At 51.5% G+C, this 11,665-nt stretch carries 12 protein-coding genes and 1 tRNA gene; 9 read left to right on the top strand and 4 right to left on the bottom strand.

Features of this window, described 5'->3' with window-relative positions:
* Window positions 1-33: 33 nt before the first annotated feature.
* On the top strand, window positions 34-1,572 hold the full coding sequence (gene exaC, locus KAJ71_RS07635; protein ID WP_248945162.1) for an acetaldehyde dehydrogenase ExaC: 1,539 nt from the start codon (window positions 34-36) through the stop codon (window positions 1,570-1,572).
* A gap of 51 nt (window positions 1,573-1,623) precedes the next feature.
* On the opposite strand, the gene KAJ71_RS07630 is transcribed toward exaC, so the two are convergent.
* On the bottom strand, window positions 1,624-2,856 hold the full coding sequence (locus KAJ71_RS07630) for an MFS transporter (protein WP_248945161.1): 1,233 nt from the start codon (window positions 2,854-2,856) through the stop codon (window positions 1,624-1,626).
* Window positions 2,857-3,211: 355 nt separating this feature from the next.
* Between KAJ71_RS07630 and KAJ71_RS07625 the strand changes: the two genes are divergently transcribed.
* A complete protein-coding gene (locus KAJ71_RS07625) occupies window positions 3,212-4,204 on the top strand; it encodes an acyltransferase (protein ID WP_248945160.1) in 993 nt (330 codons plus the stop codon).
* Here the strand turns inward: KAJ71_RS07625 and KAJ71_RS07620 are convergent.
* The gene (locus KAJ71_RS07620) at window positions 4,201-5,118 is read right to left on the bottom strand and encodes a GlxA family transcriptional regulator (RefSeq protein WP_248945159.1); all 918 of its coding nucleotides are present in this window, start codon (window positions 5,116-5,118) and stop codon (window positions 4,201-4,203) included. The genes KAJ71_RS07625 and KAJ71_RS07620 overlap by 4 nt on opposite strands.
* Window positions 5,119-5,120: 2 nt before the next feature.
* Window positions 5,121-5,672: a cysteine hydrolase family protein gene (locus tag KAJ71_RS07615; RefSeq protein WP_248945158.1), complete on the bottom strand. Its 552-nt coding sequence runs from the start codon at window positions 5,670-5,672 to the stop codon at window positions 5,121-5,123.
* A gap of 240 nt (window positions 5,673-5,912) precedes the next feature.
* Here KAJ71_RS07615 and KAJ71_RS07610 point away from each other — a divergent pair, with 240 nt between their 5' ends.
* Window positions 5,913-7,259, top strand: coding sequence for an esterase-like activity of phytase family protein (locus KAJ71_RS07610; RefSeq protein ID WP_248945157.1), 1,347 nt, complete (start codon window positions 5,913-5,915; stop codon window positions 7,257-7,259).
* A gap of 86 nt (window positions 7,260-7,345) precedes the next feature.
* Here KAJ71_RS07610 and KAJ71_RS07605 read toward each other — a convergent pair whose 3' ends face one another.
* Window positions 7,346-7,930 (bottom strand): DJ-1/PfpI family protein, encoded by a 585-nt coding sequence (locus KAJ71_RS07605; protein ID WP_021181316.1) that lies wholly within the window; start codon window positions 7,928-7,930, stop codon window positions 7,346-7,348.
* A 174-nt stretch (window positions 7,931-8,104) separates the two neighbouring features.
* Here KAJ71_RS07605 and KAJ71_RS07600 point away from each other — a divergent pair.
* The 6 genes from KAJ71_RS07600 to KAJ71_RS23420 all read left to right on the top strand — a co-directional run bounded on the left by KAJ71_RS07600 (window position 8,105) and on the right by KAJ71_RS23420 (window position 11,596).
* Window positions 8,105-8,199: transfer RNA gene (locus KAJ71_RS07600), tRNA-Sec, on the top strand.
* A 162-nt stretch (window positions 8,200-8,361) separates the two neighbouring features.
* The gene (locus tag KAJ71_RS07595; RefSeq protein WP_248945156.1) at window positions 8,362-9,546 is read left to right on the top strand and encodes a tyrosine-type recombinase/integrase; all 1,185 of its coding nucleotides are present in this window, start codon (window positions 8,362-8,364) and stop codon (window positions 9,544-9,546) included.
* Window positions 9,536-10,258 carry a hypothetical protein gene (locus KAJ71_RS07590; protein WP_248945155.1) on the top strand — a complete coding sequence of 241 codons (723 nt, stop codon included), beginning with the start codon at window positions 9,536-9,538 and terminating at the stop codon, window positions 10,256-10,258. The genes KAJ71_RS07595 and KAJ71_RS07590 overlap by 11 nt, the downstream gene beginning before the upstream one ends.
* The gene (locus tag KAJ71_RS07585; protein ID WP_248945154.1) at window positions 10,249-10,770 is read left to right on the top strand and encodes an AAA family ATPase; all 522 of its coding nucleotides are present in this window, start codon (window positions 10,249-10,251) and stop codon (window positions 10,768-10,770) included. The genes KAJ71_RS07590 and KAJ71_RS07585 overlap by 10 nt, the downstream gene beginning before the upstream one ends.
* A gap of 2 nt (window positions 10,771-10,772) precedes the next feature.
* A complete protein-coding gene (locus KAJ71_RS07580) occupies window positions 10,773-11,471 on the top strand; it encodes an HNH endonuclease (protein ID WP_248945153.1) in 699 nt (232 codons plus the stop codon).
* Window positions 11,468-11,596 carry a hypothetical protein gene (locus tag KAJ71_RS23420; protein WP_283106674.1) on the top strand — a complete coding sequence of 43 codons (129 nt, stop codon included), beginning with the start codon at window positions 11,468-11,470 and terminating at the stop codon, window positions 11,594-11,596. The genes KAJ71_RS07580 and KAJ71_RS23420 overlap by 4 nt, the downstream gene beginning before the upstream one ends.
* The last annotated feature ends 69 nt before the right edge of the window (window positions 11,597-11,665 follow it).

Here is an 11,665-nt window from a genome sequence, read left to right as displayed (position 1 = left end):
GTAAGGTTGCAGCCACGTTAAAAGGAGATACAAATGGCGAATACCACTACGGCAAGTCACCTCACGCCGGAAAACACCGGGTTTCCTCTCAAGCTAAAAAAACGTTACGACAACTTTATCGGTGGTGCCTGGGTGGCGCCGGTACAGGGCGAGTATTACACCAACCTGACGCCGATCACCGGCCAGACGCTGTGCGAAGTGGCCAGCTCCTCCACCCAGGATATCGAGTTGGCGCTGGATGCGGCCCACGATGCCAAAGGGGCCTGGGGGAAAATGTCGGTACAGGCGCGTGCCAACTTGCTCAACCGGGTCGCCGATCGCATGGAGCAGAATATCGATCTGCTGGCGGCGGCAGAAACCTGGGATAACGGTAAACCGATCCGCGAAACTACTAATGCTGACGTTCCGTTGGCTATCGACCATTTCCGCTACTTTGCCGCCTGTGTGCGAGCGCAAGAGGGCGGTATCAGTGAGATCGACTCAGAGACGGTGGCCTATCACTTCCATGAACCGCTGGGCGTGGTGGCACAAATTATCCCGTGGAACTTCCCGCTGCTGATGGCCTGCTGGAAGATGGCTCCGGCGCTGGCTGCGGGTAACTGCATTGTGCTGAAACCGGCCAAGCTGACGCCGCTGTCGGTGCTGACGCTGATGGAACTGATCCAGGATATCCTGCCGCCAGGGGTGATCAACGTGGTCAACGGCGCAGGCGGCGAGATCGGGGAATATCTGGCCACCTCCAAACGTATCGCCAAAGTGGCCTTTACCGGTTCGACCGAAGTGGGCCGCCAAATCATGGGCTACGCCACCCAGAACATCATTCCGGTGACGCTGGAACTGGGCGGCAAGTCACCCAACATCTTCTTTGCCGACGTGATGGATAAAGAGGACTCGTTCTTCGACAAGGCGCTGGAAGGTTTTGCGCTGTTTGCCTTCAACCAGGGGGAAGTCTGTACCTGCCCGAGCCGGGCGTTGGTGCAGGAATCGATCTACGAGCGCTTTATGGAGCGGGCGATCAAACGGGTGGAGAGCATCCGCAGCGGCAACCCGCTGGACGCCAGCACCCAAATGGGGGCGCAGGTTTCCGAAGGGCAGATAAAGACCATCCTCGATTACATTGAGATCGGCAAGCAGGAAGGGGCGAAGGTGCTGACCGGTGGCCGACGCAAGGCGCTGGAAGGCGGGTTGGCACAGGGCTACTACATGGAACCGACCGTTCTGTTCGGCAAGAACAATATGCGGGTCTTCCAGGAAGAGATTTTCGGCCCGGTGCTGGCGGTGACCACCTTCAAGGACATGGATGAAGCGCTGGCGCTGGCCAATGATACCGATTTCGGCCTGGGGGCCGGGGTGTGGAGCCGCAACGGCAACATTGCCTACCAGATGGGGCGTAACATTCAGGCGGGCCGCGTCTGGACCAACTGCTACCATGCCTACCCGGCACATGCGGCGTTCGGTGGCTACAAACAGTCAGGGATCGGGCGGGAAACTCATAAGATGATGTTGGAGCACTATCAGCAGACCAAGTGCCTGCTGGTGAGCTACTCCGAGAAACCGATGGGGTTGTTCTGACCCGGCGGACCAACTTAAACCGGCTTGAAACGTAGGGGGGGCGGCGCTCCCCTACATAGCGGGAGTGGCGCCACCACTGTGTTTGCTGAGGAACAGCACCGCCAGCGTCAGCCAGCACAGACCGCTGATCAGATTGAACAGGCTAAATAACCCGTTACCGCCCCAAACATAGGCCACCTTGGCCAGCTCGATCCCCACGGTGAACACCGACATGCTCAACACCCCCATTACGGCCGAGACGGTACCTTTACTGACGTTGCTGGAAAACAGCGTCAGGCGGTATAAACCAGCGTTCGCCAAGCCAATGCCGTAAGCATAAAGGCTCAGCCCGACGGTCATCCACAGGTAGGCGTGGGCGGAAAACACCGTCGCCAGCGCGGCGATAAGCAGGCCCAGCAACATAGGCCATGCGCCGAGCTTAATCGGGCGTTCAATGCTGAACTTGCTGGTGACGCGTGCCAGCGTCAGGTTGCCGAGGATCAGCGCGCCAAACACCGGGATCTGCAACAGGCCATAGTCCAGCGCCGAGAGTGACTCCCCCTTAATCAGGATCACCGGAGACTGGGCAATCCATGCCAATAGCGGCAGGCTGGCAAAGCCGATAGCCAATGAACCACAGATAAAGCGGCGATTGACCAGCACCTGGCGATAGTCGCGCCACAGGTTGGCCGCCGAGAAGGCTTCCCCTTGCAGCGTGGCGGTTTCAGGCATGGCTTTCCACAGGCCAACAAAGGCAATCGCGGCCAGGGCGGCAAACAGCACAAACATGCTCTGCCAGGGGGCAATGTGAACCCAGGCTGCCCCGGCCAACGGCCCTAGCAGCGGGGCGATCAATGCCACGTTAGCCATCAGTGCGGTGATCTTGATACATGTCGCCTCTTCAAAGGACTCCTGAATGGTGGCATAGCCCACCGCGCCGATAAAGCACAGGCCGATCCCCTGAAGGAAACGCATCACCATAAACAGTTCGATATTGGTGACCAGCAGAATGGCCAGGCAAGTGACGATAAAGAACAGCACCCCGGCCAGCATCACCGGGCGGCGGCCACGGCGATCCGACAGCGGGCCAAGTAACCACTGTAAGAAAATGCCGCCAGCCAGATAGGCGGTCATTGAGGTAGGAACCCACTCCACACCGGCGTTGAAATCGGCCACGACCGCCAGCATACCGGGCTGGATCATATCGTTGGCGATATAGGTCGCGAATTCGAACAGTACCAGACAAAGTGGGAATAAAAGCGCCTGTCGGCCCAAAAGTGCCGCAGGGGGTAATGCTGTTTTCATTTTTATTTTACTGATAGTAAAGAAGAAATAAGGAACTGCCAGGGCGGGGATGCGCAAACTGAGCGAGTTATGGCGGCTATTTTGCCGCCAATTGTTCACCTTGGCAATCATAAGGTGATGTTTACGCACATTCTTAATATTGCGTTTAAGCGTTGTGCTGCGCCCCCCTGAGCTATAACCTCTGATTAACATTTCTCTATACCCGTCGTCTTTCAAGCTGCAGCGTTGTTACCTGCACTATCTCACCCCAGTCACTTACTAAAGTAAGCTCCTGGGGATGAGATAGCTGGGCGCCTAGCTGCAGCTCGAAATCCATAGGGTATATGACAGAATTATAGGCAACTGACGGGCAGCAATGAGCAATAAAATTGGTTGGATAGATAATTTGCGTGCGCTGGCGTGCATGATGGTGGTGATGATCCACGCTACCACCTACTACGTCACCAACGGTATGGCAGTGGGTGAACATAACTGGGATATGGCTAATGTCTTGAACTCGCTTTCACGGGTTTCGGTACCGCTGTTCTTTATGATTTCCGGCTTTCTGTTTTTTGGTGAGCGCAGCGCCAACCAAAAACACTTTATCCGCATTATCTGCTGTATTTTGTTCTACAGCGCCATAGCCTTGATTTATATTGCCTGCTTTACCCGCATCGGCTTTTGGCCCTCGTTGCATGCCATCCTGCAAAAGCCGGTGTTTTATCACCTATGGTTCTTTTACGCCATTGCGGTGGTCTATCTGCTCTCACCGCTGATCAGCGTCAAACCGGTTTCTAGCCGCTATCTGGCCGGGGTGATTGTCATTCTGGCGATTATCGCCAACCCCAATACCAGCAAGATGACCCTGGATAATGTGCACCTGCTGCCGGTGAACCTGTATATCTATGGTGATACCTTCTATTACCTGCTGTATGCCCTGGCTGGACGGGCGCTTGGCATGATGGCCACCCAACGGCGCAGCGTGAGCCTGCTGGCGGTACTGGGTTTTGTCGCGAGCGTGGTACTGATTATCCGCGGCACCAAAAGCCAGATGTTTATCAACGGCAGCTTCGCCGATACCTTTTATATGTACACCGGCCCCTTGGTGTTTGTGGCGGCGGTCTCGTTGCTGGTGTGGTGCAAGAACTGCCTGCCGAACCCGATAGGCTGGTTAGGCGTGATCTCCCGTCATTCGCTGACGATCTACGGTTTTCACGCCCTGATCATCAACCTGATGCGTAACCGCCACTGGGAGTTTCCGGCCTATCCGCTGCTGGATATCTTCTGGGTGTTTGGCGTGGCACTTGGCGTGAGCCTGCTGTTGTCGATGGGGTTACAGCAAGTGGATACCCGGCGGCTGGTGTCTTAAGCCTGCCAGCGCTGCTGCGCCCGCCGCAGTTGGCGACCAGAGGAGAAACCTGCGGTCAGCGCGGCTTTTTCCAGACCGTAGCCCTGTTGCAGCCGTTGCTGTGCGACCGCCAGCCGCAGTTGTTCATGATATTCCCGTACGCTGAGGCCAATATGCAGACGGAACAGCCGGGCCAGATGGCGGCTGCTGACGTGGGCTTTCTCTGCCACCAGGGGGACCGACCACTCGGCCTCAGGCTCGGCGGCCATCACATCCTGCGCCCGGTGCACGGCAGGATGCAGATGATTGCGATAGCGTAACCATGGGGAAAGCTGCGGATCGTCGCCGGAGCGGCGGAAATAAACCACCATCTCACGGGCAACCTCTAGCGCGCGGTCAGCACCGCAGTGTTGATTGACCAGGTGCAGGGCCAGATCGATACCGGCGGTGATACCCGCGCTGGTAAACACGCCGCGATCCTCAACAAAAATCCGGTTTTCCTTCACCAGCGCGGCTGGTGCCTGCTGGCGCAGACGGTCGATTACGGCGTGGTGGGTGGTGCAATGATAGTCATCGAGCAATCCTGCCTGGGCGGCCAACAGTGCGCCGGAACAGACGCATACCAGGTCAACCTGCCGTTGGGCCAAAGCCGGACTCAACGTACGGAGCCAAGCTAGAGCCTGAGCTGCCTCCTCGGTAGCAAAATAATGCGTTGAGTCCGCTACACCCGGTATCACCAGAATATCCCCTTCGTTCCACTGTTGCGGTAAGGGAGCCAGTTGGCCGATGGTCATGCCGATGGAACAGGTAATTTGTGGCACCGGGCTGACATAGTGCTGTTGGAACAGCCCGGCAAGCCGCAGTACCTCTGCCGGGCCGCTGACATCCAGTAACAGCACGTTGGGGAGCATCAGAAAGTAAACGGCCTTGGGCATGATTATTCCTGTGAAAGTTGCGTCAATGCTTCATCGACGCTGGCAATGGTGGCAAAGCGGTCGACCAGCACGGTTTCAGTATGCCGCTTTAGCTGCTCGGGGGTAAAGAGGCTGCCGTCCGGGTGATGCATCGGGAAAGTGAGCGTGGCTTCGGTCACAAACGTCACTTTATAGCCCAGATCCGAGGCGACGCGGGTGGTGGTTTCACAGCATTGCTCAGTGCGAATACCGCTGATGATCAGATGGTCGATCTGGCGTTCACGTAACCAGGCATCCAGGCCAGATTCGGTCAGCGCGTTATGTACCTGTTTGTGGAACGTAATGTCGGCCTGATGGCTCAGAAACGGCAGGTGTTTCACATAGCCGGACGCTAAAGAGAACGGCCCTTCAGGCGAGATGTGGAACACGTCGACCAGCGGCACCCCTTGCTGCTGGCAACCCGCGATCAGGCGAGTAAGAGCCTGTTGAAACGCAGGCAGATCGTCTTCCTGCCAGAACGGGCGGTGTTGAAAAGATTGTTGAACATCGATGATCAATAGCGCGCTACGTGACATTTTCGGCCCTCCTCAATTTGGTATAAGACCATACTGAGCCAGTAATCAGTCTGAAAGAAGGTCAAAAACGGCCATCATGATGGCAGCAACGGACGGGATGAGGCTGCATGACGTGGCGCCCAGACCCTATTGCTGCAGCTATAGGCAGAGTTGCGGCACATAATATTTCTGTCATTACGGCTCCCTATAGTGGCGTTGCTTTTTACCTTTGGGCAAAACCATCACCAGGGAATTCATAATATGCATAATTTACCATCCCGCCTGGCACTGCTGACCAGTTGCTTGGCATTCAGCACCACGCTATGGGCGCAGGCTCAGGAGGTTCCCGCCGTGCTGGCCGGGCACGCCGTATTACCGGTGAAGTCCAGCGTCACGGCCCCCCAGGATGCACCAACCGATCTGCAACAGAGCGGTAAATACACCAGTGGCAAACGCATCACCGAACTGGGAAGCGTAGCGGGGAAATCTGCGGATCGGCTGACCGGCATCGGGCTACCCATCAATGGCCAGCCGTTGCAGGGGCACTCCGGTATCAAACACATGCCGGATGGCACCTACTGGGTGCTGACCGATAACGGCTTTGGCAGCAAAGCCAACTCGCCGGACGCCATGCTGTATCTCAACCATTACCGTATCGACTTCAAGCAAGGTACGGTAACGCCGCTAAAAACGCTGTTCCTGCACGATCCCGATAAAAAGGTCCCGTTCCATATCGTCAATGAAAGCACCGACAAACGTTACCTGACCGGCAGCGATTTCGACCCGGAAAGCTTCCAGTTTGCCGACGATGCCCTCTGGATCGGCGATGAATTTGGCCCTTACCTGGTTAAAGCGGATCTGAACGGCAAGGTGCTGGCGGTATTTGATACCCAAGTTGACGGCAAGGTAGTGAAATCGCCGGATAACCCGACGCTGACGCTGCCAGGTGCGCCGGACGGCAAGCAGAACTTCCAGGTTGCGCGTTCCAAGGGCTTTGAAGGAATGGCGGTATCACCGGATGGCAGCAAGCTGTATCCCCTGCTGGAAGGGGCGCTGTGGGACGGCGAACAGTTTGAGAACGTGGCGGGCAAACGCTACCTGCGGGTGCTGGAGTTTGATGTCAAACAGCAGGCATGGACTGGACGCAGCTGGCAGTACGTATTGGAAGATAACCAGAATGCTATCGGTGATTTCAATATGATCGATGCCACCCACGGGCTGGTGATCGAACGTGATAATGGTGAAGGCACCGCCAATAAAGCCTGTGCGGCAGGCGCACCGACGGATAACTGCTTCAGCCAGATCGCCAAATTCAAACGGGTCTACAAAATAGCGTTTTCCGACGACAACGTCGGCAAACCGGTCGAAAAACTGGCGTATATCGATTTGCTGAACATTCAGGACCCACAGAAGCTGGCGCGTAAACCGCTGAATAACGGTGTCCTGACCTTCCCGTTCTTCACTATCGAGAATGTCGACGTGGTGGATGGCAGTCATATCATCGTGGGGAACGATAATAACTTCCCGTTCTCTTCCAGCCGCGAACCCAACGTGGCGGACGATAACGAGTTTATTTTGCTGGATGTGAAGGCGTTACTGAGTCAGTAATAACAGAAAGCGCGGTAACAATTTTCGTTCCCGGTAAACGACCGGAAAGCGCAAACTGTGCCGCGCCTAGTTAGCAGCAGTAGCGATTAATGCACTGCCTGTGGGGCTTGCCAGTTTTCGTGATAGATATGTACGGCTTGCTCTTGCGTGGTAGTGCGATCGCCGGTCAGGCGGTAGGCCACGGTGAAGGCAAAATCAAACGCGGCCCCCAACCCTTGGCCACTGATCAGATTGCCATCTTCCACAACCCTTTCAGCCACGTAGGTACCATCTTCGATCTCCTGATGCAGATCGCCAGAACAGACATAACGGCGACCTTGCAGCAGTTTGTTGGCAGCCAGCACGCGAGCGGCGGCAGAACACAGCGGGCATATCAGCTTGGCGGCACGATCGTGGCGGCGGATAAACTCCACCACCAGCTCGTTTTCCGCCATTGCGGCGGTAGCCTGCGGCCCACCGGGGATCACTACGGCATCGTACAGTTGATCCATACGGCGTTCCAACAGAGCATCGGCAAACATACGTATCTGGTGATAGCTGCGCAGCTCCAGCCTATCCTGGCAGGACAGCAGTTCTACCTCTATCTCCATACGACGTAACACGTCGATCACGATAACCGCCTCGGCCTCTTCAAATCCTTCGCTCAGCAGGACGGCAACTTTCTTGGTCATAGCATCTCCAGCAATGTACGGGTTAATAACCCGGGCTCGGCTAGGGTAGCAGATAAAAGGCGGGAGTTTTGTGTGGGAGAGCAAGTGTAAGAAGGGGATCGCGGAAACATGAATTCCTCCTTAGCACCGTGGGGGATTCGCGCTATAATCTGCGACTTGCTTCCTGTTTCCAGAGGAAGATCCTCGTCCCCGGTGGGGCGGCTGGACTTCAAATCCAGTTGGGGCCGCCAGCGGTCCTGGGCAGGTTCGACTCCTGTGATCTTCCGCCAAAGCTTGTCCGAATACCTCCCGATAAATCCAAAAAACAACAATAAAACCAATGGTTACCGTGATTTTATGTCCGAGGATGTCCGAGGGTTTCTCTCTAAATCCGTGAAAAATGTGTATACTGATGGGTATAGATTTTGACTATACATCTTTGAGCTATACACATGCCGCTAACTGACTTACAAATCCGCCGTGCCAAACCCCAAGAGAAAGCCTATACACTCAACGACGGCCAAGGCCTTTCACTCCTGATCGAACCCAGTGGTAGTAAAGGTTGGCGTTTTCGCTATCGCTATGCCGGTAAGGCTAGGCTGATGTCATTTGGCACCTATGACTTAGTTTCCCTTGCTGAAGCGCGTTCAAAGCGTGAGGTGGCGCGTAAACAAGTTTCTGAAGGGATTGATCCAGGTGAAGTGAAAAAGGCTGCAAAGCTGGCTCAGAAACTCTCCGCCGAGAACTCATTTGAAGTTATCAGCCGCGAATGGCATACGGCTAAGGCAGATCGCTGGTCACTGGGTTATCGTGAGGAAATCATGAGCACCTTTGAGGCTGATGTTTTCCCCTATATCGGCAAGCGGCCGATTTCTGAAATTAAGCCCCTGGAACTGTTAGAAGTGCTTCGGCGCATTGAGAAGAGGGGAGCACTAGAGAAAACTCGCAAAGTGCGCCAGCGGTGCGGAGAAGTGTTCCGCTATGCGATTATCACCGGTAGGGCGGAGTACAACCCCGCTCCAGATCTCGCCAGTGCATTGGCTGTTCCAAAGCAACAACACCACCCGTTCCTTTCAGCCGAAGAGCTGCCTTACTTCGTAAAAGATTTAGAAGGCTATACCGGTAGCATTATTACCAAGAACGCCGCTAAGATCGTGATGCTGACCGGCGTGCGTACACAAGAAATGCGCTTTGCTACCTGGGGCGAAATCGATTTTGAGCGCGCAATCTGGGAGGTTCCCGCCGAACGTATGAAAATGCGCCGCCCCCATATTGTGCCGTTATCCACGCAGGTTATGGAGCTGTTCAAACAGCTACAGCCGATCACTGGTCACTACCCTTATATTTTTATTGGACGCAACAACCGCAGAAAACCTATAAGTAAGGAAAGTGTGAATCAGGTAATTGAGCTGCTAGGATACAAGGGACGAGCTACTGGTCACGGTTTTAGACACACAATGTCTACTATCCTGCATGAGCAGGGGTTTGATAGTGCGTGGATTGAGCTACAATTGGCGCATGTGGATAAGAATAGTATCCGGGGAACATATAATCATGCTCAATACTTGGAAAAAAGACGAGTAATGCTTCAATTTTATAGTGAGTTTGTGTTAAAAGGAGTTAAAGATGAATTATGAAAAACATTCAAAATCTAATCACCTATTAAAGAGGGTCGGTCAAAGTTATGAAAATAGGTCTGTAGTTATTTTAGGGCAAAATGGTGAAGGTAAAAGTAGACTATTGGTTGATTTAATTGAACGTGCTGATGATTATAATTATAAAAACGTCATTGCTGTATCTACTAGTCCATTTGACAAGTTTCCAATTAGGAAAAAATATAATAACATTACATATAACTATGTTGGTGTGAAAGGTGGAGGGGCTGGAAACTCTATTTTATCCTTGATAAGTTCCGCTTCAATAGGATTGTTAGATCAACATAAGAACAATTATAGGCATATTGAAAGGATTCTTTCATTTCTAGGCGCTTCTTCAGAGGTGGAATATGTTTTCAAAGCCAGTCAAGGGATGTTTAACTATTATGATCTCGCTAATAATCCTACAGATAAAGTTATTTCTAGCCTAGGGCTAGGACTTGGTGAAAAAACGGTTGAACTCACTTATGATGATTTGGAAAGAATAAAGTGGGCGGCCGATTTTTTGATTTATTCTACCGACTCGAACAAAAATTTCAAGGTGGGGTTGAAAATAGGTGGTGGAGCGTATTTAAAAAGTAAAAGAGGCCATGCCGATAATATTAATGCTAATCTTCTAACATTATTAGAGTTTAATTTAATAAAACTGATAGATTTCAGAATAGAAAAAAAAGCTTTGGCTGGATGTCACTAAGACTTGCAAGTTCAGGAGAGCAATGCATTCTCTTATCTTTGTTAGGTATAGCAACAAATATTTGCAATAGATCTTTAATCCTCATTGATGAGCCAGAGATAAGTCTACATCCAGAATGGCAAGAGAAATACATATCTTTATTGATGAGAATTTTTGAAAGATATAACTCTTGTCTCTTTGTTATTGCAACTCATTCGCCTCAAGTCGTTTCCAAACTGGATCCATTTAGATCTTATATTTACACGATAAAAAATGATGAACTGGTAAGCGCATCAGAATATGTTAAAAAATCTTCCGACTTTCAGCTAGCTAATCTTTTTTTAGCTCCTGGGTATAAAAATGAATACCTTACTCGTGAGCTTATTACTTTTCTGACATCACCTAATGAATATATGAAAAGCAATAAGGCTGATGAGATAAAGAAAATAATCTCTTTACGTGAAACTATAGACCCATTAGATCCAGTTTCTAAGTTGATTGAAATAGCTCAAAAAGTTATTGCGGAGATTTGATTATGCCATTAATTCATATTACTTATAATGGTGAAATACTTGGTACTTTCCAGCGTTTCGAGCGACTACCAGATATTGAAAAGAGTGGGGATGTATGGGACTCAAAAGCTAGAGATATTTGTGATATAAAAAAAGCCATAAAGGACCATTATATAATAGCTCAAGACTATACTTGCCCATATTGCAAGCAAAGGATAGAGGTGAATCATAATGCATCATGGGATGCTGAACATATTATACCTAAAAGTACACACCCTAGATTTCTTTTTGAGCCTTTGAACCTATGTGTGTCATGTAAAGATTGTAATAATGAAAAAAGAGATAAGCCAGTACTAGTTAATAATAATAGAAGAACACTACCTGTAAATAGCGGGGATTATATAATTTCCCACCCCCATTTCGATGATTTCAATGACAATATTAGAGTGATTGAAATTGCTGGATATTATTTGCCTCTATCAGATAAAGGGCGAAAAACTATTGAAATTTGTGGCTTGTTAAGATTTTCTTACAAATATGCGAATTATGGGAATACCTCACAAGAAAACAAAGAAACTATTTTAGAACTGGCGAATAGTTTAATGGGGGCTAGTTCTCCAGCGGAAGAAAATGCCTACCTTGGTATAATTTCAGATACTGCAAGAGCAGGCCAAAAACTCTCTAAAGAGGCTTTTCTTAAACAAAAGGAAGCTAATAAATGAAAAACCGCTCAAACTTCTGGGCGCGCAATGCTATCCCCGCCTCGCCTGCCCGCTTTATGTATCGCATTTCATGCAGTTGCATGCAGGGCTTCAAGCCGCGCCAGCACTGGGGCAAGGTAGGCTAAACACGCGCATTTTACGCATGCAAAATCATGCACTCTATGCATGCACGCGCAGTTTGAGGCAGGCTAGCC

The sequence above is a fragment of the Serratia silvae genome (assembly GCF_023282985.1).
Taxonomy (GTDB): domain Bacteria; phylum Pseudomonadota; class Gammaproteobacteria; order Enterobacterales; family Enterobacteriaceae; genus Chania; species Chania silvae.
Note: the sequence above shows the minus strand (reverse complement) of the source record. Positions and strands in the feature narration are given on the sequence as shown.

Bases quoted from the DNA above. Each gene is read 5' to 3' on its own strand.
- KAJ71_RS07585 (WP_248945154.1), top strand. From the start codon at position 10,249: ATGTCACTAAGACTTGCAAGTTCAGGAGAGCAATGCATTCTCTTATCT.
- KAJ71_RS07595 (WP_248945156.1), top strand. From the start codon at position 8,362: ATGCCGCTAACTGACTTACAAATCCGCCGTGCCAAACCCCAAGAGAAA.
- KAJ71_RS07615 (WP_248945158.1), bottom strand. From the start codon at position 5,672: ATGTCACGTAGCGCGCTATTGATCATCGATGTTCAACAATCTTTTCAA.
- KAJ71_RS07630 (WP_248945161.1), bottom strand. From the start codon at position 2,856: ATGAAAACAGCATTACCCCCTGCGGCACTTTTGGGCCGACAGGCGCTT.
- KAJ71_RS07590 (WP_248945155.1), top strand. From the start codon at position 9,536: ATGAATTATGAAAAACATTCAAAATCTAATCACCTATTAAAGAGGGTC.
- KAJ71_RS07580 (WP_248945153.1), top strand. From the start codon at position 10,773: ATGCCATTAATTCATATTACTTATAATGGTGAAATACTTGGTACTTTC.
- exaC (WP_248945162.1), top strand. From the start codon at position 34: ATGGCGAATACCACTACGGCAAGTCACCTCACGCCGGAAAACACCGGG.
- KAJ71_RS07625 (WP_248945160.1), top strand. From the start codon at position 3,212: ATGAGCAATAAAATTGGTTGGATAGATAATTTGCGTGCGCTGGCGTGC.
- KAJ71_RS23420 (WP_283106674.1), top strand. From the start codon at position 11,468: ATGAAAAACCGCTCAAACTTCTGGGCGCGCAATGCTATCCCCGCCTCG.
- KAJ71_RS07605 (WP_021181316.1), bottom strand. From the start codon at position 7,930: ATGACCAAGAAAGTTGCCGTCCTGCTGAGCGAAGGATTTGAAGAGGCC.
- KAJ71_RS07610 (WP_248945157.1), top strand. From the start codon at position 5,913: ATGCATAATTTACCATCCCGCCTGGCACTGCTGACCAGTTGCTTGGCA.
- KAJ71_RS07620 (WP_248945159.1), bottom strand. From the start codon at position 5,118: ATGCCCAAGGCCGTTTACTTTCTGATGCTCCCCAACGTGCTGTTACTG.